Origin of the sequence: Pseudomonas sp. IT-P253 (assembly GCF_949768125.1) — a bacterium.
Taxonomy (GTDB): domain Bacteria; phylum Pseudomonadota; class Gammaproteobacteria; order Pseudomonadales; family Pseudomonadaceae; genus Aquipseudomonas.
Genome location: NZ_CATKPT010000001.1, coordinates 1 through 19,330, shown reverse-complemented (window position 1 = coordinate 19,330; position 19,330 = coordinate 1). Strand labels below are relative to the sequence as shown.

Here is a 19,330-nt window from a genome sequence, read left to right as displayed (position 1 = left end):
TGTGGGCTCTATTGGTTGTAACACCGTTTTGCCGATAGTCAAGGTGACCAGGCAGTCGGAGTTGAAATCGTTCATAGACGTCCCCACTACTGTATTCGCACAACTGACGAACCTTTCTTTCCATGCATGCAATCAGCCAGATTCGACTAACATTCAATCAGGATCGCCCGGCTCTCCAAAAAGATCACCCGGGGGCACACGAGGACGATTCCGCAGGCATTGCTGTTCAGGAAGCTAAGCCTGCTTTACAGGCGCCGCCGATGTACAAGGTGGTTTTGTTCAATGATGACTACACACCGATGGATTTCGTCGTCGAAGTGCTCGAGGTGTTTTTTAACCTGAATCGCGAGCTGGCGACCAAGGTCATGCTGGCCGTCCACACAGAAGGACGGGCAGTATGTGGAGTGTTTACCCGCGACATCGCCGAGACCAAGGCCATGCAGGTCAACCAGTACGCCAGGGAAAGCCAGCATCCGCTACTCTGTGAAATCGAGAAGGACGGTTAATCGCCGACCACTTGGGTATGAGGTGAAGCTATGTTAAACCGCGAGCTCGAAGTCACCCTCAATCTTGCCTTCAAGGAGGCTCGTTCGAAGCGTCATGAATTCATGACCGTCGAACACCTTTTGCTGGCCCTATTGGACAATGAGGCTGCCGCCACCGTTCTGCGTGCCTGCGGCGCAAACCTCGACAAACTCAAGCATGATCTGCAGGAGTTCATCGACTCCACCACGCCGTTGATCCCCCTCCATGATGAGGATCGCGAGACCCAACCGACCCTGGGCTTCCAGCGTGTTTTGCAGCGTGCTGTCTTTCACGTACAGAGCTCGGGTAAACGCGAAGTGACTGGCGCCAACGTGCTGGTTGCGATCTTCAGTGAGCAAGAGAGTCAGGCAGTGTTCCTGCTGAAACAGCAGAGCGTTGCGCGTATCGATGTCGTCAACTACATCGCTCACGGCATTTCCAAAGTGCCGGGGCATGGCGATCACTCTGAAGGTGAGCAAGATATGCAGGACGATGAGGGCGGTGAGTCTTCTTCCTCAGGCAATCCTCTGGATGCTTATGCCAGCAACCTCAACGAACTCGCGCGCCAGGGTCGAATCGATCCGTTGGTAGGCCGTGAACTCGAAGTCGAGCGTGTCGCGCAGATACTCGCGCGTCGTCGCAAAAACAATCCGCTGCTGGTGGGCGAAGCTGGCGTGGGTAAAACCGCGATTGCCGAAGGCCTGGCCAAACGGATTGTCGACAACCAGGTGCCAGACTTGCTGGCCAACAGCGTGGTGTATTCCCTCGATCTGGGCGCCTTGCTGGCCGGGACCAAATACCGTGGCGATTTCGAGAAACGCTTCAAGGCGTTACTCAATGAACTGAAAAAACGTCCGCAGGCGATCCTGTTCATCGACGAAATCCACACCATTATTGGTGCGGGTGCTGCGTCGGGTGGTGTCATGGATGCCTCGAACCTGCTGAAACCGCTGTTGTCGTCGGGTGATATCCGGTGCATCGGTTCCACCACGTTCCAGGAGTTCCGCGGGATCTTCGAGAAGGACCGTGCTCTGGCTCGGCGCTTCCAGAAGGTCGATGTGTCGGAGCCGTCGGTAGAAGACACCATCGGCATCCTGCGCGGCCTGAAAGGTCGTTTCGAAGCGCACCACAACATCGAATACAGCGATGAAGCGTTGCGTGCCGCTGCCGAACTGGCCTCGCGTTATATCAATGACCGGCATATGCCGGACAAAGCTATCGACGTGATTGACGAGGCGGGTGCCTACCAGCGCCTGCAACCGATCGAGAAACGTGTGAAACGCATCGAAGTGCCTCAGGTCGAGGACATCGTTGCGAAAATCGCGCGGATTCCGCCGAAGCACGTCACCAGCTCCGACAAAGAGCTGCTGCGTAACCTTGAGCGTGACCTGAAGCTGACGGTATTCGGTCAGGATGCGGCGATCGACTCGTTGTCGACCGCGATCAAGCTGTCCCGTGCCGGCCTCAAGTCGCCTGACAAGCCTGTCGGTTCGTTCCTGTTCGCAGGGCCGACCGGTGTCGGTAAAACCGAAGCGGCGCGTCAGTTGGCCAAGGCGTTGGGGATCGAGCTGGTTCGCTTCGACATGTCCGAGTATATGGAACGCCACACCGTATCGCGTCTGATCGGTGCGCCTCCAGGCTATGTCGGGTTCGATCAGGGCGGTCTGCTGACCGAAGCCATCACCAAGCAGCCTCATTGCGTGCTGCTGCTCGATGAAATCGAGAAGGCGCACCCGGAAGTCTTCAACCTGCTGTTGCAGGTCATGGACCACGGTACGCTGACCGATAACAACGGGCGCAAGGCGGATTTCCGAAACGTGATCGTCATCATGACGACCAACGCCGGTGCCGAAACGGCCGCGCGTGCTTCGATCGGTTTCACCCATCAGGACCACTCGTCCGATGCGATGGAAGTGATCAAGAAGAGCTTCACGCCGGAGTTCCGCAACCGTCTGGACACCATTATCCAGTTTGGTCGCCTCAGTCATGAGGTCATCAAAAGCGTGGTGGACAAGTTCCTTACCGAGCTTCAAGCGCAGCTGGAAGACAAGCGCGTGCAGCTGGAAGTGACAGACGCTGCGCGCAGCTGGCTGGCCGCGACTGGCTATGACACGGCAATGGGTGCCCGGCCGATGGCGCGTTTGATTCAGGACAAGATCAAGCGTCCGCTGGCGGAGGAGATTCTCTTTGGTGAACTGGCTGACCATGGTGGTGTGGTGCATATCGACCTCAAGGATGGCGAGTTGACCTTTGAGTTCGAGACCACGGCTGAAATGGCCTGATCGACTGTAATGCGAAAGGCGCCTTCGGGCGCCTTTTTTATTGTTTGAGATTTGGGTGTATATCCGGTTTTTTGGTAGCGGCCGCTACCGCAGAAATGGATATACACCCAATCTAACAACCCAAAAAACGCACACACAAAAACGCCCGGCAAAAGCCGGGCGTTTTGTATTGACTTGATTAGCGAGCGCGGTAAGTGATGCGCCCTTTGCTCAAGTCATAGGGCGTCAGCTCGACGCGCACTTTGTCACCGGTAAGAATACGGATGTAATTCTTGCGCATCTTGCCGGAGATATGCGCGGTTACGACGTGCCCATTTTCCAACTCCACACGAAACATGGTGTTGGGCAGGGTGTCGACGACAGTGCCTTCCATTTCGAAGCTGTCTTCTTTCGACATGCAGTAAAGCCCTCGGTGTCCAATGAATGGCCCGGTGCAACTGCGCCAGGCAAAAGCGGCGTGCATTGTGCCCGAAAAATGGGGTTTAAGCCAAGGGGTTTAGGGCTTGCTCTAGTTCAGGATGACCCAGCGTTGATTAATCAGCAGTTCGATAGGGCGATATTGCGTCTTGTAGCTCATCTTTTTGCAGTTTTTGATCCAGTAGCCCAGGTAGACCGCTTCCAGCCCCAGCCGCTGGGCCTCGGCGATTTGCCAGAGAATCGCGTAACGCCCCAGGCTGCGGCGTTCTTCGGCAGGTTCGTAGAAGGTATAAACCGCCGACAGGCCGTTGGGCAGCAGGTCCGTGACGGCAACAGCCAGCAACCGGCCTTCGAGGCGGAACTCGTAGAAACGGGAAAATGGCAGGTCACGTACAAGGAACGTCGAAAACTGATCGCGGCTGGGCGGGTACATATCGCCATCGGCGTGACGCTGTTCGATGTAGCGCTGATAAAGGTCGAAATATTCTTCGCTGTACTGCGGTTTGGCCGGGCGTACCTGTAGGTCGGCATTGCGTTTGAAAATACGCTTCTGCTGGCGGTTGGGTTCAAATCGCGCCACAGGGATACGCGCCGGGACGCACGCGTTGCAATTTTGGCAATGAGGCCGGTAAAGATGATCGCCACTGCGACGAAAACCCATTTCGGACAGGTCTGCGTAGACATGCACATCCATGGGCTGACTAGGGTCGAGGAACAGCGTGGTGGCCTGCTCCTCGGGCAGATAACTGCAAGAGTGGGGCTGAGTGGCATAAAACTTCAAACGCGCCAACTCGGTCATGATCAACCCTCGGGATAAGCTTTTGAATTAAGTGTAAGCCACTCGCGCAAAAGTCGCTCAGCAAACCCAGGTGGCGCTGTTGGGCTGGTCCAGATGCTGCGCAAGGTAGCCGGCAAACGTGCGGCGGGGAATCGCTCGGGCGCCGAGACTGTGCAGATGATCGGTAGGCATTTGGCAGTCGATCAGCACGAAACCCGATTCTTTCAGGTGTCGGACCAAAGTGGCAAAGCCATATTTCGAGGCGTTATCGGCACGGCTGAACATGGATTCGCCGAAAAACAGCTGACCCATCGCCAAGCCATAGAGCCCGCCAACCAGTTCGCCCTGGTCCCGGACTTCCACCGAATGCGCGTAACCGCGCCTGTGCAGGTCCAGGTAGGCATTCTGCATCGCTTCGGTGATCCAGGTGCCGTCGGCGTGCTCCCTGGGGGCGGCGCAGGCGCGGATGACCGAGGAAAAATCCTGATCAAAGGTCACTTGATAACGTTGTTGGCGCAACAACTTGTTCAGGCTGCGTGAAACATGCAGCTCATCGGGAAACAGAACGGTGCGCGGGTCCGGTGACCACCAGAGAATAGGCTGGCCTTCCGAGAACCATGGAAAGCAGCCGTGGCGATAGGCCTGAATCAGACGATCGGCGGATAGATCGCCGCCAGCAGCCAGCAGCCCGTTGGGATCGCGCATGGCTTTATCCAGCGGTGGGAACGTCAGCGTGTTGCGTTGTAACCAAGTCAGCATGGTATCCGGGCTTACAAAAGGGGAGGGCAGTGGCGGGCGGGTCGGCCCACCATGAAGTGTGCCGTCAAACGGCTGGAATGTCGTCGAGGTATTTTTCAGCGTCCAGCGCGGCCATGCAACCGGCGCCTGCAGACGTGACGGCCTGGCGGTAAACATGATCGGCCACATCGCCCGCGGCAAACACCCCCGGGATCTCGGTGGCGGTAGCATCGCCTTCGCTGCCGCTTTTGACCAGCAGGTAGCCGTCGCGCATGGGTAACTGGTCGATAAACAGATCGGTGTTGGGCTTGTGGCCGATGGCGATGAACACACCGGCCAGCGCCAAGTCACTGGTTTCGCCCGTGTGGCTGTCTCGCAGGTGGGCGCCGGTCACGCCACTGGCATCGCCGAGGACTTCGTCCAGATGCTGATTCCAGTGCAGGTGAATATTGCCGTTGGCGGCTTTTTCGAAGAGTTTGTCCTGAAGAATTTTCTCCGAGCGCAATTTGTCGCGACGGTGAATCAGGTGAACTTCCTTGGCGATGTTCGATAAATACAGGGCTTCTTCAACCGCTGTATTGCCGCCACCGACGACTGCCACCACTTGATTGCGATAGAAGAAGCCATCGCAAGTAGCGCAGGCTGAAACCCCTTTGCCGGCAAATGTTTCTTCCGATGGCAGCCCCAGGTATTGCGCCGAGGCGCCGGTGGCAATGATCAGCGCATCGCAAGTGTAAGTTCCACTGTCGCCGATAAGTTCGAAAGGGCGCTGTTGCAACTTGGCGGTGTGGATGTGGTCGTAAACGATCTCTGTGTCAAAGCGCTCGGCGTGTTTTTGCATGCGTTCCATCAGCACCGGGCCGGTGAGGCCTTCGACGTCGCCCGGCCAGTTGTCGACTTCGACGGTAGTGGTGAGCTGGCCACCTGCCTGTATGCCGGTGATGACAACCGGTTTGAGGTTGGCGCGGGCGGCATAAACGGCTGCGCTGTAACCGGCAGGGCCGGAACCCAGAATGATCAGGCGGGAATGCTTCGCTTCGCTCATAAAAACACCTCATAAGCCTTTGTCACAAAAGAGAATGCATGCTCAAATTGAGCCGTGCGTAATGTGCTGTTGGTTATGCTACGCCCAAGGCTTCAAGCATGGCATCCGACGAACAAACCCGTACAATGCCGCCTGTTATGCAATATTCAGTGCGCACCGTGTTTATAAAAACCGGGGAGCAGTGTTAAAAGTAGTCCCAGTTACGCCTGTTAACTTTTTTACCTGCCTGGATTGGGCAGTTTTTTATAGTCTTTCAACAGATGGACGCGCCACAGGCGCAGGAAAAGAAGCGTTTTGAAGAAATCCACCGCAGCACCTAAAACAGTCGTCGTTCCGCTCTGGCGTCAACAATTGCACTACCGACTCAAGGAAGGTGCATTGATCGCCATCGGCGGCTTGTGCCTGTTCCTGATGATGGCCTTGTTGACCTACGGCAAGGACGATCCGGGCTGGAGCCATAACAGCAAGATCGACGATGTGCAGAACTTCGGCGGGCCGGTCGGCTCCTACAGCGCTGATATTTTGTTCATGGTGCTGGGTTACTTCGCCTACATCTTCCCGCTGTTGCTGGCGATCAAGGCCTGGCAGATCTTCCGTCAACGCCACGAACAGTGGCAATGGAGCGGCTGGCTGTTCTCCTGGCGCCTGATCGGCCTGGTGTTCCTGGTGCTGTCGGGCGCGGCGCTGGCGCATATCCATTTTCATGCTGCCACGGGCCTGCCTGCCGGCGCGGGCGGCGCGCTGGGTGAAAGCCTTGGCGACCTGGCCAAGAACGCCCTGAATATTCAGGGCAGCACACTGCTGTTCATCGCTCTGTTCCTGTTCGGCCTGACGGTGTTCACCGACCTGTCATGGTTCAAGGTAATGGACGTCACCGGCAAGATCACCCTCGACCTGTTCGAACTGTTCCAGGGCGCGGCCAATCGCTGGTGGGCGGCCCGTGTCGAGCGCAAGCAACTTGTTGCACAGCTGCGTGAAGTCGACGACCGCGTCCATGACGTGGTGGCCCCGACCGTCACCGACAAACGGGAGCAGGCCAAGGTCAAGGAACGCCTGATCGAGCGTGAGCAAGCGCTGAGCAAGCACATGTCCGAGCGCGAAAAACAGGTGCCGCCAGTCATTGCGCCCGCGCCACCTGCGCCCGCGGCTCCCAGCAAGCGCGTGGAAAAAGAGAAACAGACGCCATTGTTTGTCGACAGCGCCGTCGAAGGCACCTTGCCGCCGATCTCGATTCTCGACCCGGCCGAAAAGAAACAACTCAACTATTCCCCTGAGTCGCTGGCTGCGGTTGGCCACTTGCTGGAAATCAAACTCAAGGAGTTCGGCGTTGAAGTCTCGGTGGATTCGATTCACCCGGGCCCGGTGATTACCCGCTACGAGATTCAACCCGCGGCGGGCGTCAAGGTCAGCCGTATTTCCAACCTGGCGAAAGACCTGGCGCGCTCCCTGGCCGTGACCAGCGTGCGGGTGGTGGAAGTGATTCCGGGCAAGACCACCGTCGGTATCGAAATCCCGAACGAAGACCGCCAGATCGTGCGCTTCTCTGAAGTGCTGTCGACGCCGGAGTACGACAACTTCAAATCCCCGGTCACCCTGGCCCTGGGCCACGACATCGGCGGCAAACCGGTCATCACCGACCTGGCGAAAATGCCTCACTTGCTGGTGGCCGGTACGACCGGTTCCGGTAAGTCGGTGGGTGTGAACGCGATGATCCTGTCGATCCTGTTCAAGTCCGGCCCGGAAGACGCCAAACTGATCATGATCGACCCGAAAATGCTTGAGCTGTCGATCTACGAAGGCATTCCGCACTTGCTGTGCCCCGTCGTGACCGACATGAAGGACGCGGCCAACGCCCTGCGCTGGAGCGTGGCGGAGATGGAGCGTCGCTACAAGCTGATGGCGAAAATGGGCGTGCGTAACCTGTCGGGCTTCAACGCCAAGGTCAAGGAAGCCCAGGACGCCGGCACGCCACTGACCGACCCGTTGTATAAGCGCGAAAGCATTCACGACGAAGCGCCGCTGCTGACCAAGCTGCCAACCATCGTTGTGGTGGTCGACGAATTCGCCGACATGATGATGATCGTCGGCAAGAAGGTTGAAGAACTGATCGCCCGTATCGCCCAGAAAGCCCGTGCCGCCGGTATCCACTTGATCCTCGCGACCCAGCGTCCGTCGGTGGACGTGATCACCGGTCTGATCAAGGCCAACATTCCGACGCGCATGGCGTTTCAGGTGTCGAGCAAGATCGACTCCCGGACCATCATCGACCAGGGCGGCGCCGAACAATTGCTGGGCCACGGTGACATGCTCTACATGCCACCGGGCACCAGCCTGCCGATTCGCGTTCACGGTGCCTTCGTTTCCGATGACGAGGTTCATCGGGTGGTTGAAGCCTGGAAACTACGCGGCGCGCCGGAATACAACGACGAAATCCTCGCCGGTGTCGAAGAGGCGGGCAGTGGCTTTGAGAATGGCGGCGGTGGTGGTGATGACGACGCTGAAACCGACGCGCTGTACGATGAAGCGGTGCAGTTCGTTCTGGAAAGCCGCCGTGCGTCCATCTCTGCGGTTCAGCGCAAACTGAAGATCGGCTACAACCGCGCCGCGCGCATGATCGAAGCCATGGAAATGGCCGGGGTCGTGACGTCCATGAATACCAACGGTTCGCGTGAAGTCCTGGCCCCTGGCCCGGTGCGCGACTGATTTGAATTGAAAAAGGGTAGTGCACATGCGCTACCCGCTCTCCCACGAATGTTATGAGGACTCCCATGCGTCTTATCCGCATGCTGTTGCTGCCGGTACTGGCTTTGACCACGCTCTCGGCCCACGCCGGTGACAAAGACGTGGCCCGTCTGACCCAACTGCTGGAAAAATCCCAGACCCTGACTGCCCGTTTCTCGCAGTTGACCCTCGATGGCAGCGGCACTCAGTTGCAGGAAACCGCCGGCGACATGTCGCTGCAGCGTCCGGGCCTGTTCTACTGGCACACCAATGCGCCGGCTGAACAAACCATGGTCTCCGATGGCAAGAAAGTGACCCTGTGGGACCCGGATCTGGAGCAGGTCACGATCAAGAACCTTGACCTGCGCCTGACCCAGACGCCGGCACTGCTGCTGTCCGGTGACGTGTCCAAGATCAGCCAGAGCTTCGATATCAGCGCCAAGGAAGCCGGCGGTGTGATCGACTTCACCTTGAAGCCGAAAACCAAGGACACCCTGTTCGACAGCCTGCGCCTGTCGTTCCGCAATGGCCTGGTCAATGACATGCAACTGATCGACAGCGTCGGCCAGCGCACCAATATCCTGTTCACCGGGGTCAAGGCCAACGAGCCGATTCCGGCGTCCAGGTTCAAGTTCGACATCCCCAAGGGTGCCGACGTGATCCAGGAATAAAACGCAAGTCCCTGTAGGAGCGAAGCTTGCTCGCGAAAGCGGTGTTTCAGACGACATTCACGGCGACTGACCTACCGCTTTCGCGAGCAAGCTTCGCTCCTACGGGGGATAGAGAACCAGTGAGGTTTCAACAGTTGTGATGGACCTGTTTCGCAGTGCCCCGATAGCTCAGCCCTTGGCCGCCCGTTTGCGTGCGGCCAATCTGGACGAGTACGTCGGTCAGGAACACCTGCTCGCTCGCGGCAAGCCTTTGCGCGAAGCGCTGGAGCAAGGCGCCCTGCACTCGATGATTTTCTGGGGGCCGCCGGGCGTGGGTAAAACCACCCTGGCGCGACTGTTGGCGGAAGTCTCGGACGCGCACTTCGAAACGGTGTCGGCGGTATTGGCCGGTGTGAAGGAAATCCGTCAGGCGGTGGAAATCGCCAAGCAACAGGCCGGTCAGTACGGTAAGCGCACCATCCTGTTCGTCGATGAAGTGCATCGCTTCAACAAGTCGCAGCAAGACGCGTTCCTGCCTTACGTTGAAGACGGCACGCTGATTTTCATCGGCGCGACCACTGAAAACCCGTCGTTCGAACTGAACAACGCCTTGCTGTCCCGGGCCCGGGTTTACGTGCTCAAAAGTCTCGACGAAGCGGCGCTGCGCAAGTTGGTGCATCGCGCGCTGACCGAAGAGCGCGGCCTGGGCAAGCGGCAACTGACCCTCAGCGATGAAGGCTTCCAGATGCTGCTGTCCGCCGCCGATGGCGATGGCCGGCGTTTGCTCAACCTGCTGGAAAACGCTTCGGATCTGGCGGATGACAACAGCGAGATTGGCGTCGATTTGCTGCAAAGCCTGCTCGGTGATACCCGTCGGCGTTTCGACAAGGGCGGGGAAGCGTTCTACGATCAGATTTCCGCGCTGCATAAATCGGTGCGCGGTTCCAATCCCGACGGCGCGTTGTACTGGTTCGCGCGGATGATCGACGGTGGCTGCGATCCGCTGTACCTGGCCCGGCGCGTGGTGCGCATGGCCAGCGAAGACATCGGCAATGCCGACCCGCGGGCCCTGAGCCTGTGCCTGGCCGCGTGGGAAGTGCAGGAGCGCCTCGGCAGCCCCGAAGGCGAACTGGCGGTGGCCCAGGCCATCACTTACCTGGCTTGTGCGCCGAAAAGCAACGCGGTGTACATGGGGTTCAAGGCGGCGCTGCGCAGCGCCACCGAACACGGTTCGCTGGAGGTGCCGCTGCACCTGCGCAATGCGCCGACCAAGTTGATGAAACAGCTGGGTTATGGCGACGAATACCGTTATGCCCATGATGAGCCGGATGCCTATGCTGCCGGCGAAGACTATTTCCCGGAAGAACTCGAGCCACAACCGTTTTATCAGCCCGTGCCCCGTGGCCTGGAGCTGAAGATTGGCGAGAAGCTCAACCACCTCGCACAACTTGACCGTTTAAGCCCCCGGCAGCGGAGAAAATAGTGATTCGAACTATTCTTGCGGTGTCCGTGGCCGGTATCGCTGGTACATTATTGCGTTTCGCCGCCAGCAACTGGGTCAGCGCCAACTGGCCCCGGCATTTTTATTTTGCGACGCTGGCTGTCAATCTGGTGGGCTGCCTGATCATCGGTTTGCTCTACGGGCTGTTTTTGACGCGCCCGGAAGTGCCGATCGAAATCCGCGCCGGTCTGATTGTCGGCTTTGTAGGCGGTCTGACGACCTTTTCATCCTTTTCACTGGATACGCTGCGCCTGTTGGAAAGCGGGCAGGCACCGGTAGCCTTCGGTTATCTGGCCATCAGCGTATTCGGCGGGCTGCTCGCCACCTGGGCTGGCCTATCCTTGACCAAACTTTGATAACGAGAGACCGACATGCTCGATTCCAAACTGTTGCGTAGCAACCTTCAGGACGTAGCGGACCGCCTGGCATCCCGTGGCTTTGCCCTGGATGTTGCGCGCATCGAAGCGCTGGAAGAACAGCGCAAGACCGTCCAGACCCGCACCGAGGCATTGCAGGCTGAACGTAATGCGCGCTCCAAAACCATCGGTCAGGCCAAGCAGCGCGGCGAAGACATTGCGCCGTTGATGGCTGACGTCGAGCGCATGGCGAACGAATTGAGCGCCGGTAAAGTCGAGCTGGACGCGATCCAGACCGAGCTGGATTCGATCCTGCTCGGCATTCCGAACCTGCCACACGAATCCGTGCCGGTCGGCAAGGATGAAGAAGACAACGTCGAAGTACGCCGTTGGGGCACCCCGACCACCTTCGATTTCCCGGTTCAGGATCATGTCGCCCTGGGCGAGAAGTTCGGCTGGCTGGACTTTGAAACCGCCGCCAAACTGTCCGGTGCACGCTTCTCGCTGCTGCGTGGGCCTATTGCCCGTCTGCACCGCGCCCTCGCGCAGTTCATGATCAACCTGCACACCAGCGAACACGGTTACGAAGAGGCTTACACGCCTTATCTGGTCCAGGCGCCAGCGCTGCAAGGCACCGGGCAGCTGCCGAAGTTCGAAGAAGACCTGTTCAAGATCGCTCGCGAAGGCGAAGCCGATCTGTACCTGATCCCGACGGCTGAAGTGTCGCTGACCAACATCGTGGCCGGCGAGATCGTCGATTCGAAGCTGCTGCCGATCAAGTTCGTTGCACACACGCCGTGCTTCCGCAGTGAAGCCGGTGCGTCGGGTCGCGATACGCGCGGCATGATCCGTCAGCACCAGTTCGACAAGGTCGAGATGGTCCAGATCGTTGAGCCATCGACGTCGATGGACGCGCTGGAAGGCCTGACCGCCAACGCCGAGAAAGTCCTGCAACTGCTGGAACTGCCTTATCGCACGATTGCACTGTGCACCGGCGACATGGGCTTCAGCGCAGTCAAGACTTACGACCTGGAAGTGTGGATCCCGAGCCAGGAGAAGTACCGCGAGATTTCGTCGTGCTCCAACTGCGGCGATTTCCAGGCCCGTCGTATGCAAGCGCGTTTCCGTAACCCGGAAACCGGTAAGCCGGAACTGGTTCACACCCTCAATGGTTCCGGCCTGGCCGTCGGTCGTACCTTGGTCGCCGTGCTGGAAAACTACCAGCAAGCCGACGGTTCGATCCGTGTGCCAGACGTGCTGAAACCGTACATGGGTGGCCTTGAGGTCATCGGCTAAATGGACTATCTGCCGCTGTTTCATAACCTTCGCGGCAGTCGTGTGTTGGTCGTCGGTGGGGGGGAGATTGCCTTGCGCAAATCCCGCCTGCTGGCCGAAGCCGGTGCGCTGCTGCGGGTGGTCGCACCTGAAATCGAACCGCAACTGCATGAGTTGGTTGTCGGCAGCGGTGGCGAGTGCCTGCTGCGTGGCTACCTCGAAGCGGATCTGGACGGTTGCGGGCTGATCATTGCCGCCACCGACGATGAACCGTTGAACGCTCGCGTTTCCGCCGATGCTCATCGGCGTTGCGTGCCGGTCAACGTGGTGGATGCGCCTGCGCTGTGCAGCGTGATCTTCCCGGCGATCGTCGATCGTTCGCCTCTGATTATCGCCGTTTCCAGTGGCGGCGATGCGCCGGTGCTGGCGCGGCTGATCCGCGCCAAACTGGAAACCTGGATTCCTTCTTCATACGGGCAACTGGCGGGTCTGGCAGCGCGTTTTCGCAATCAGGTCAAGCGTCTGTTTCCGGATGTGCAGCAGCGTCGGGCATTCTGGGAAGATGTGTTCCAGGGCCCGATTGCCGACCGACAACTGGCCGGGCAGGGCGCTGAAGCCGAGCGCTTGATGTTGGCAAAAATCAACGGCGAAGCCCCTGTCTCCACGGGCGAAGTCTATTTGGTGGGCGCCGGGCCGGGCGATCCGGATCTGCTGACCTTTCGCGCCTTGCGTCTGATGCAGCAAGCCGATGTGGTGCTCTACGACCGCTTGGTGGCGCCTGCGATTCTGGATTTGTGCCGTCGCGATGCCGAGCGGGTCTATGTCGGCAAGCGCCGCGCCGATCACGCGGTGCCTCAGGACCAGATCAACCAGCAACTGGTGGATCTGGCCAAACAGGGTAAGCGCGTCGTGCGGTTGAAGGGCGGTGATCCGTTCATTTTCGGCCGTGGCGGTGAAGAAATCGAAGAACTGGCGGCCCATGGCATCCCGTTCCAAGTCGTGCCGGGTATCACGGCGGCCAGCGGTTGCGCGGCGTATGCCGGGATTCCGCTGACGCATCGCGATTACGCACAGTCCGTACGTTTCGTCACCGGGCACTTGAAGGATGGCTCCACCGATTTGCCGTGGGCAGACCTCGTCGCGCCCGCGCAAACCCTGGTGTTTTACATGGGGCTGGTGGGCTTGCCGATTATTTGCGAACAGTTGATTAAACACGGTCGCGGGGCAGATACCCCGGCGGCGTTGATTCAGCAGGGCACTACCGTTAATCAGCGGGTGTTTACCGGCACCCTGGCTGATCTTCCACGGTTGGTGGCGGAGCATGAAGTGCATGCGCCGACGCTGGTGATTGTGGGGGAAGTGGTGCAGTTGCGCGAGAAACTGGCGTGGTTCGAAGGGGCTCAGGCGCAAGTCTAGAGACCGCATCGCTTCTTTCGCGGGCAAGCCTCGCTCCTACAGATCAATGCAGACCCGTAGGAGCGAGGCTTGCCCGCGAAGGGGCCCTCAAAACCTGCACACATCTCAGGCTCTGCGCCAAACCCCTTTCCCGCTCAACCGCGCCCGATCATGCGGTGCCGTAAAGTCCTGCGAAGGTCCTTTCGGCACAATCCCGGTCGGGTTGATGGTTTTGTGGCTGCCGTAGTAGTGATTCTTGATGTGGGTGAAGTCCACCGTCTCGGCAATCCCCGGCCACTGATAAATCTCCCGCAGCCAATTCGACAGATTCGGATAATCGGCAATCCGCCGCAGGTTGCATTTGAAGTGCCCGTGATACACCGCATCAAAGCGAATCAGCGTAGTGAATAACCGAATGTCCGCCTCGGTCAGGTATTCGCCCACCAGATAGCGATTGGCGCCGAGCAACGCTTCCAGTCGATCCAGTTCCGCAAACAACCCATCGAACGCCTCTTCATAAGCTGTCTGCGATGTCGCAAACCCGGCGCGATAGACACCGTTGTTCACTGCCGGATAAATCCGTTCGTTCAGCGCGTCGATTTCACCGCGCAGGGGGGCCGGGTAGAAGTCCAGGTCATTGCCGGTCAGGCCATCGAACGCGCTGTTGAACATGCGGATGATCTCCGCCGATTCATTGTTGACGATGCGATTCTGCTGTTGGTCCCAGAGCACCGGTACGGTGACACGGCCGGTGTAGTCGACGGTGTCGGCGGTGTAGCGCTGGTGCATGAAATTGAAGTGATCGAGCTTGTCGCCGGTCGAGCCGAGGTTCTGGTCGAAGGTCCAGCCGTTTTCCAGCATCAGCCAGCTGACCACCGAGACGTCGATCAGGCGTTCGAGGCCTTTGAGTTTGCGCAGGATCAGCGTGCGATGGGCCCACGGACAGGCGAGGGACACGTAGAGGTGATAGCGACCGGCCTCGGCGGCAAAGCCACCGACGCCGCTCGGGCCTGGCTTGCCGTCGACGGTCAGCCAATTACGACGCTGCGCCTGTTCACGCTGGAACGCGCCATCTTTGCTGCTTTCGTACCACTGGTCATGCCAGCGACCTTCAACTAACAAACCCATGTCCAGGACTCCTCAACCGATAAGCGTTGGAATGGAGTCTATGCGCATAGGTTCGAACAAAAAGCGCAAAGGTTGGGCGGTTATGATCGGTTAAATCGATCTGTCCCGGGCATCCCAATACTGCCGGGCGGTTTCGAAGGCTTGTTCACGCGTCTGGCCAAGGCCGCGCAAGGCCAGGGCGATGGTCGAAATCAGCGCCATTTGCGGGTAGCTGTCGACCACGTCGCCGCGCCACACGGCTTTCAAATGCTCGGGCTCAAGCGAGGCGGGTTTGACGTGGCGCTGGCTCGACAGCTGCGGCCATTCCTCATCCCAGCTTTCGCCGCCGGTGGTGCCGTACAAATGGCTGTCGGCGTCCGGATTGATTTCGATCTCGCCACCATCGCCTTTCACCACAATGGCGGTGTCGCCGAGCAAGCCGCTGGCATCGCGATGCACAGCCTGATAGCCGGGGTGAAAAATGCTTTGCAGGCCGCAGCGAGCGTTCAACGGATTGAGAATCCGCGTCAGCGAATGAATCGGCGAACGCAGGCCCAAGGTGTTGCGCAAGTCGATCATGCGCTGCAGTTGCGGCGCCCAATCCACCAGCGGCATGAACGCCAGCCCCCCGTTATCGAGTGCCGATCCGACCTGTTGCCAGCTACGGCACAACGGGATCTTCAATTCGTCCAGCAGTTGTTCGCTGTACAGCCGACCCGCCGTGTGCGCGCCGGCGCCGTGCATGAAAATCCGCACGCCGTTTTGCGCCAGGCACTTGGCGGCCAGCAGATACCACGGCAAGTGACGCTTCTTGCCAGCATACGTCGGCCAGTCCAGGTCGACATTTAACGTGGGTGCCTGCAAACGCTCACGCAAGGCTTCGGTGAACCCGGCCATTTCCTCGGCGCTTTCTTCCTTATGCCGCAACAGCATCAGAAACGCGCCGAGCTGGGTGTCCTCGACCTTGTGGTCGAGCACCATGCCCATGGCTTCGCGGGCTTCCTCGCGGGTCAGGTCGCGGGCGCCGCGCTTGCCTTTGCCGAGGATCCGCACGAACTGGGCGAACGGGTGCTCGGCGGGCGTTTCGAGGGTCAGTGCTGGAGAGTCGGTCATAAACAATTCGTCGGTTTGGGCAGGCCCGCCAGTTTCGCGGCGAGTTTGGCAGGGGTGCCTTTGAACAGTCGGTTCAGGTGCAGGCTGTTGCCTTTGAGCGGGCCCAGCTTCGTTGCCGTGTACTTGATCAGCGGGCGAGTGGCCGGGGACAGCTGGAATTCGGCGTAGAAGCTGCGCAGCAGTTCGAGGATTTCCCAGTGTTCGGGGCTCAACTCGATGCCTTCGGCAGCAGCCAGGGCTGTGGCCACGTCGTTAGACCAGTCGCTGAGTTCGACCAGGAATCCATCCTTGTCCAACGGGATGGCGCGAGCGCCGACCGTAAGGGAATTCATAGCCAACTGTTGACCTTGTCGTAGTGAATCGACAGTTCGACGAAGGCCGGATAATCAATGGCCTTGGCCGTGTCAGGAATATCCAGAGCGCGAGCCTGGGCGTCTTCGGCCAGCACGAACAGCGTCGGACGCCGGGCGGCCAGCGCATTGAATGGCGCGGTGCCCGGTTGCAAGGCATACACCGCGTCGCCCGTCAGCAATAGCGCATCGTTTGTGCCAATGACACGCAGGCAACTGGTCAGGCGATCGTCGCCGAACGGGGAATGAGACAACACATGCAAAGTCGACATCAGAGGGTGATCACCTGGTCGTAACGGTCAATAAGTGCAATGATTTCGAGGGCGGACAACACTTGAGCATCTTCGAGCGCTAAACCTTTCGGGTCCAGACCGCGTGCTGCAGCGCTGTCGCCACAGACAAACAGGTCTTCAACACCGAACATCGGCAAGGCTTGCAGATTGGCGCTCAGATCTTTCTGTTGCAGGGCCTTGGCGTCCTGTTTCGCGGCGAGCTGGAACACCCCGTCATCGAGAAACAGCAAGCCAATCGGCAAATCGAAGGCACCGCCGGCCAGTACGATGTCCAGCGCCTCCCGTGCGTTTGGCCCGGACCACGGCGCCTGACGGCTGATGATCAGCAAGGATTTAGGCATTTCACGCGCCTCCGAAACAAATCAGGCGGTCAGCGTCCTGCACCGCGTCATGTAGCTGGCCGAGGCCGGACAATTCCCACGGCGCGCCCACCGCAACGGCTTCACGCTGATAACGCCCGGCTTCTTCTTCATTCAATACGCCACGGCGCAGGGCGGCAGCGATGCAGACGACGCCGTCCAGTTGGTGTTCGATGACAAAGGCACGCCATTGCTTGGGCAGGTCCAGCTCATCCTGAGGCGTGACCACGCTACCGGAGGCGTTGTAGACGCCGTCCTGATAGAAAAACAGCCGGACAATCTCATGCCCGCCGGCCAGCGCGGCCTGGGCGAACAACAAGGCGCGGCGCGAGGAGGGCGCATGGGCGGCGGAAAACAGCGCGATGGCAAACTTCATGACGGACTCGGTCAGCAAAACTGCGGCCATGATAAAGCTTTATCGTCGGGGCGGTACACCGTCCCCTGTAGGAGCGAGCTCGCTCGCGAAAAACCTGAGAACGCCTGAGGGGTGTCAGGTTTTTCGCGTTATCGTTGACGACCATCGCGAGCGAGCTCGCTCCTACAGAAGGGGAACCCGCTTAGCGCGGCATGTAGCCCAACTGCCAACGCCGCGGAATCTTCAGCGACAGCACGCCCAGTGATCCGGCCAGCAGACCGCTGGCAAACAAAGCCTTGAGCCCAAGGTGATGTTCCAGCACAGCACCCAGCACCGCGCCGGCAAACATGCCTGTCCAGGGGATCAGCTGAACCCGCCAGCCATTGCGCCGCTCGCCGAGTATCCAGCGCCCCAGCCCACGACCGAAGCGCGACAGCGCGCCGGTGACGTACGTGAGGCCGACCGGCAGGCCGTTCACATCTTCCACCGCCGCATTGAGCATGCCCATGGCAATGATCGCCGCCAGCAACGCCGGCAGTTGTTCGTCATACGGCCAGGCTGCGGCGCCGCAGAGTAGCGTGGCGATGCACAGCAACAAGGGCAGCGCGCGACGCCCGCCGAGACGGCTGACGATGATGCCCACGGCATTGCCGATGATGAACGTGGCCACAAGGATCAGCAGGCGCAAGGACAGCCCGAAATTGCCGTCGCTGATCGCGACGGCAAGGCGCGTGGTGTTGCCGCTCATGAACGAAACGAAATCGCCACTGGCCATGAAACCGATGGCGTCGGTCATGCCGGCGAGCACCGAGAGGCTGGCGACCAGCGACAGGCCGATCCTTCCGCGCCATTTCTGAGTGTGCAGATGACCCGGGCTGGCGCGGTGACTGGAGGGTGAAGGCAGCATCGGTGTTGGCATCCTTGAGCGGCGACGGTTACTTGCTTAACCCATACAACTCGCAATACTCCAGCCAGGACATGCCGGCCATTTCGGCCACTTCCTTGTGCACTTCCAGGCGTTGGGCCTGATACTCCTCGTCCGAGGTCGACATCAGTTGCAGCGTCAGTTCCCAGGCATACAAACCCCGGCGCTCGGCTTCGGCTTCGAAGGCTTCGTGCAGGCGCTCGTCGCGGTACTGCTCCATCGTTTCGCCCTTGGCTTGAGCCAACAGCGGATTGAGGTTGTCGAGTTCAGCGCGCAGTTCAGGGCACGCATCGAGAAATTTCTTCAGCGCCTGCTCGTGTTGCTGTTCGGTTGCCGCCATGGTCGCTCCTTGAGGCCGGGGTTACGCAGATTGCTTCTTGGCTTTGGCTGCAGCGGCCAGGCACTCGAGCGCAAACTGCTCGGGGTAAGTCATCTGGATCGGCGTGGTTTCGCCTTTGACGGTTCTTTCGCCGTCGAGGATGTAACGAATCCGCTTGTCGGTAACACCGATTCGCTTGGCGATCCAGGAAGGCGTCTGACCGATTTGGCTGATCAGCTTGTCAGCGTATTCAGCAGTCGGTTTGTAAAACTCGGCGTTGGGTGTCATGGCCTTTCCAGAAAAATGAGCCCGGGAAAATGGGCGATGTGGCGTTAATGGCGCAACAGGGTGCGCGAATCGTCACGCGGTGTCGCGGTATAAATAAAGTAAAGCAGAACGATACGCCGTGCCACGGTGATACAGTCCGCTTTTTTATTGATGAGCGAATGCAATGCGAATTCTGATGGTGGCGCTGGCCGTCACGTTGCTGGCGGGATGTGCGGGTTCGGTGATGGATGATGCCCGCACTGGAACGCCGTACAAAGTCCTGCACTCGGACAAACCGGAAAAAGCCGTCGCCGAGTGCGTGCAGTTTTCCTGGCAGGACGAGGCCGTGTTTGGCGTCGATGCCGCCGCGTATTTGCAACCGGGCAAGAAGGGCGGTTCCACCGTTTACGCGCGTTCGGCAGAATCTTTTGTGGACGTGACCACCGATGCTTCAGGCACGGTGTTGAGTTACTACGCGCAGCACGATGACTTTGTCGCCAAGCGCCGATTGGCGGCATTGGCGACCTGCCTCTGACCTCAGGGCAGACGCACATCTCCC

Annotated in this window: 22 protein-coding genes; 9 read left to right on the top strand and 13 right to left on the bottom strand. The window is 59.3% G+C overall.

Annotation, left to right across the window (positions count from 1 at the left end; translation table 11 throughout):
- The first annotated feature begins 122 nt into the window (after positions 1-122).
- Both clpS and clpA read left to right on the top strand, forming a co-directional pair.
- The gene (clpS, locus tag ACM6IR_RS00110; protein WP_140680026.1) at positions 123-506 is read left to right on the top strand and encodes an ATP-dependent Clp protease adapter ClpS; all 384 of its coding nucleotides are present in this window, start codon (positions 123-125) and stop codon (positions 504-506) included.
- A 30-nt stretch (positions 507-536) separates the two neighbouring features.
- On the top strand, positions 537-2,807 hold the full coding sequence (gene clpA, locus ACM6IR_RS00105; RefSeq protein WP_414905816.1) for an ATP-dependent Clp protease ATP-binding subunit ClpA: 2,271 nt from the start codon (positions 537-539) through the stop codon (positions 2,805-2,807).
- 178 nt (positions 2,808-2,985) lie between these two features.
- Here the strand turns inward: clpA and infA are convergent, their stop codons facing one another.
- The 4 genes from infA to trxB form a co-directional block, all read right to left on the bottom strand.
- Complete coding sequence (gene infA, locus ACM6IR_RS00100; protein ID WP_002553999.1) at positions 2,986-3,204, bottom strand: translation initiation factor IF-1; 219 nt, start codon at positions 3,202-3,204, stop codon at positions 2,986-2,988.
- Positions 3,205-3,315: 111 nt separating this feature from the next.
- On the bottom strand, positions 3,316-4,023 hold the full coding sequence (locus ACM6IR_RS00095; protein ID WP_414905815.1) for an arginyltransferase: 708 nt from the start codon (positions 4,021-4,023) through the stop codon (positions 3,316-3,318).
- Between the two features lie 57 nt (positions 4,024-4,080).
- Positions 4,081-4,761, bottom strand: a complete 681-nt coding sequence (gene aat / locus ACM6IR_RS00090) for a leucyl/phenylalanyl-tRNA--protein transferase (protein WP_414905814.1) — start codon at positions 4,759-4,761, stop codon at positions 4,081-4,083.
- 64 nt (positions 4,762-4,825) lie between these two features.
- Positions 4,826-5,785 carry a thioredoxin-disulfide reductase gene (gene trxB, locus ACM6IR_RS00085; RefSeq protein ID WP_414905813.1) on the bottom strand — a complete coding sequence of 320 codons (960 nt, stop codon included), beginning with the start codon at positions 5,783-5,785 and terminating at the stop codon, positions 4,826-4,828.
- 294 nt (positions 5,786-6,079) lie between these two features.
- Here trxB and ACM6IR_RS00080 point away from each other — a divergent pair, with 294 nt between their 5' ends.
- The 6 genes from ACM6IR_RS00080 to cysG all read left to right on the top strand — a co-directional run bounded on the left by ACM6IR_RS00080 (position 6,080) and on the right by cysG (position 13,704).
- Entirely contained in the window at positions 6,080-8,488 is a 2,409-nt protein-coding gene (locus ACM6IR_RS00080) for a DNA translocase FtsK (RefSeq protein ID WP_414905812.1), read from the top strand.
- A gap of 65 nt (positions 8,489-8,553) precedes the next feature.
- Entirely contained in the window at positions 8,554-9,177 is a 624-nt protein-coding gene (gene lolA / locus ACM6IR_RS00075) for an outer membrane lipoprotein chaperone LolA (protein WP_414905811.1), read from the top strand.
- A 139-nt stretch (positions 9,178-9,316) separates the two neighbouring features.
- Positions 9,317-10,639, top strand: a complete 1,323-nt coding sequence (locus ACM6IR_RS00070) for a replication-associated recombination protein A (RefSeq protein ID WP_414905810.1) — start codon at positions 9,317-9,319, stop codon at positions 10,637-10,639.
- Positions 10,639-11,013 (top strand): fluoride efflux transporter CrcB, encoded by a 375-nt coding sequence (crcB, locus tag ACM6IR_RS00065; protein WP_414905809.1) that lies wholly within the window; start codon positions 10,639-10,641, stop codon positions 11,011-11,013. The genes ACM6IR_RS00070 and crcB overlap by 1 nt, the downstream gene beginning before the upstream one ends.
- Before the next feature lie 15 nt (positions 11,014-11,028).
- The gene (gene serS, locus ACM6IR_RS00060; protein ID WP_414905808.1) at positions 11,029-12,309 is read left to right on the top strand and encodes a serine--tRNA ligase; all 1,281 of its coding nucleotides are present in this window, start codon (positions 11,029-11,031) and stop codon (positions 12,307-12,309) included.
- The gene (gene cysG / locus ACM6IR_RS00055; protein WP_414905807.1) at positions 12,310-13,704 is read left to right on the top strand and encodes a siroheme synthase CysG; all 1,395 of its coding nucleotides are present in this window, start codon (positions 12,310-12,312) and stop codon (positions 13,702-13,704) included.
- Positions 13,705-13,809: 105 nt separating this feature from the next.
- Here the strand turns inward: cysG and ACM6IR_RS00050 are convergent, their stop codons facing one another.
- The 9 genes from ACM6IR_RS00050 to ACM6IR_RS00010 form a co-directional block, all read right to left on the bottom strand.
- Positions 13,810-14,811, bottom strand: a complete 1,002-nt coding sequence (locus ACM6IR_RS00050; RefSeq protein WP_414905806.1) for a glutathione S-transferase family protein — start codon at positions 14,809-14,811, stop codon at positions 13,810-13,812.
- 90 nt (positions 14,812-14,901) lie between these two features.
- A complete protein-coding gene (locus tag ACM6IR_RS00045; RefSeq protein WP_414905805.1) occupies positions 14,902-15,903 on the bottom strand; it encodes a glycosyl transferase family protein in 1,002 nt (333 codons plus the stop codon).
- Entirely contained in the window at positions 15,900-16,235 is a 336-nt protein-coding gene (locus tag ACM6IR_RS00040; protein ID WP_201111723.1) for a TusE/DsrC/DsvC family sulfur relay protein, read from the bottom strand. The genes ACM6IR_RS00045 and ACM6IR_RS00040 overlap by 4 nt, the downstream gene beginning before the upstream one ends.
- Positions 16,232-16,525, bottom strand: a complete 294-nt coding sequence (gene tusB / locus ACM6IR_RS00035; protein WP_414905804.1) for a sulfurtransferase complex subunit TusB — start codon at positions 16,523-16,525, stop codon at positions 16,232-16,234. The genes ACM6IR_RS00040 and tusB overlap by 4 nt, the downstream gene beginning before the upstream one ends.
- On the bottom strand, positions 16,525-16,887 hold the full coding sequence (gene tusC, locus ACM6IR_RS00030; RefSeq protein WP_414905803.1) for a sulfurtransferase complex subunit TusC: 363 nt from the start codon (positions 16,885-16,887) through the stop codon (positions 16,525-16,527). The genes tusB and tusC overlap by 1 nt, the downstream gene beginning before the upstream one ends.
- Before the next feature lies 1 nt (position 16,888).
- Positions 16,889-17,281, bottom strand: coding sequence for a sulfurtransferase complex subunit TusD (tusD, locus tag ACM6IR_RS00025; protein ID WP_414905802.1), 393 nt, complete (start codon positions 17,279-17,281; stop codon positions 16,889-16,891).
- Between the two features lie 181 nt (positions 17,282-17,462).
- Positions 17,463-18,167 carry a YoaK family protein gene (locus ACM6IR_RS00020; protein WP_414905801.1) on the bottom strand — a complete coding sequence of 235 codons (705 nt, stop codon included), beginning with the start codon at positions 18,165-18,167 and terminating at the stop codon, positions 17,463-17,465.
- A 28-nt stretch (positions 18,168-18,195) separates the two neighbouring features.
- Positions 18,196-18,525 (bottom strand): DUF6388 family protein, encoded by a 330-nt coding sequence (locus ACM6IR_RS00015; RefSeq protein WP_414905800.1) that lies wholly within the window; start codon positions 18,523-18,525, stop codon positions 18,196-18,198.
- 21 nt (positions 18,526-18,546) lie between these two features.
- The gene (locus ACM6IR_RS00010; protein WP_092269990.1) at positions 18,547-18,792 is read right to left on the bottom strand and encodes a hypothetical protein; all 246 of its coding nucleotides are present in this window, start codon (positions 18,790-18,792) and stop codon (positions 18,547-18,549) included.
- Between the two features lie 163 nt (positions 18,793-18,955).
- Between ACM6IR_RS00010 and ACM6IR_RS00005 the strand changes: the two genes are divergently transcribed.
- Positions 18,956-19,306, top strand: a complete 351-nt coding sequence (locus ACM6IR_RS00005; protein WP_414905799.1) for a hypothetical protein — start codon at positions 18,956-18,958, stop codon at positions 19,304-19,306.
- Positions 19,307-19,330 lie beyond the last annotated feature (24 nt).

Excerpts from the sequence above, each read along its gene's own strand:
- serS (WP_414905808.1), top strand. The coding sequence starts at position 11,029 with ATGCTCGATTCCAAACTGTTGCGTAGCAACCTTCAGGACGTAGCGGAC.
- infA (WP_002553999.1), bottom strand. The coding sequence starts at position 3,204 with ATGTCGAAAGAAGACAGCTTCGAAATGGAAGGCACTGTCGTCGACACC.
- ACM6IR_RS00095 (WP_414905815.1), bottom strand. The coding sequence starts at position 4,023 with ATGACCGAGTTGGCGCGTTTGAAGTTTTATGCCACTCAGCCCCACTCT.
- ACM6IR_RS00070 (WP_414905810.1), top strand. The coding sequence starts at position 9,317 with ATGGACCTGTTTCGCAGTGCCCCGATAGCTCAGCCCTTGGCCGCCCGT.
- ACM6IR_RS00050 (WP_414905806.1), bottom strand. The coding sequence starts at position 14,811 with ATGGGTTTGTTAGTTGAAGGTCGCTGGCATGACCAGTGGTACGAAAGC.
- ACM6IR_RS00015 (WP_414905800.1), bottom strand. The coding sequence starts at position 18,525 with ATGGCGGCAACCGAACAGCAACACGAGCAGGCGCTGAAGAAATTTCTC.
- ACM6IR_RS00040 (WP_201111723.1), bottom strand. The coding sequence starts at position 16,235 with ATGAATTCCCTTACGGTCGGCGCTCGCGCCATCCCGTTGGACAAGGAT.
- ACM6IR_RS00045 (WP_414905805.1), bottom strand. The coding sequence starts at position 15,903 with ATGACCGACTCTCCAGCACTGACCCTCGAAACGCCCGCCGAGCACCCG.
- tusD (WP_414905802.1), bottom strand. The coding sequence starts at position 17,281 with ATGAAGTTTGCCATCGCGCTGTTTTCCGCCGCCCATGCGCCCTCCTCG.
- tusC (WP_414905803.1), bottom strand. The coding sequence starts at position 16,887 with ATGCCTAAATCCTTGCTGATCATCAGCCGTCAGGCGCCGTGGTCCGGG.
- clpS (WP_140680026.1), top strand. The coding sequence starts at position 123 with ATGCATGCAATCAGCCAGATTCGACTAACATTCAATCAGGATCGCCCG.
- ACM6IR_RS00005 (WP_414905799.1), top strand. The coding sequence starts at position 18,956 with ATGCGAATTCTGATGGTGGCGCTGGCCGTCACGTTGCTGGCGGGATGT.
- cysG (WP_414905807.1), top strand. The coding sequence starts at position 12,310 with ATGGACTATCTGCCGCTGTTTCATAACCTTCGCGGCAGTCGTGTGTTG.
- clpA (WP_414905816.1), top strand. The coding sequence starts at position 537 with ATGTTAAACCGCGAGCTCGAAGTCACCCTCAATCTTGCCTTCAAGGAG.
- ACM6IR_RS00020 (WP_414905801.1), bottom strand. The coding sequence starts at position 18,167 with ATGCTGCCTTCACCCTCCAGTCACCGCGCCAGCCCGGGTCATCTGCAC.
- lolA (WP_414905811.1), top strand. The coding sequence starts at position 8,554 with ATGCGTCTTATCCGCATGCTGTTGCTGCCGGTACTGGCTTTGACCACG.
- ACM6IR_RS00010 (WP_092269990.1), bottom strand. The coding sequence starts at position 18,792 with ATGACACCCAACGCCGAGTTTTACAAACCGACTGCTGAATACGCTGAC.
- aat (WP_414905814.1), bottom strand. The coding sequence starts at position 4,761 with ATGCTGACTTGGTTACAACGCAACACGCTGACGTTCCCACCGCTGGAT.
- trxB (WP_414905813.1), bottom strand. The coding sequence starts at position 5,785 with ATGAGCGAAGCGAAGCATTCCCGCCTGATCATTCTGGGTTCCGGCCCT.
- tusB (WP_414905804.1), bottom strand. The coding sequence starts at position 16,525 with ATGTCGACTTTGCATGTGTTGTCTCATTCCCCGTTCGGCGACGATCGC.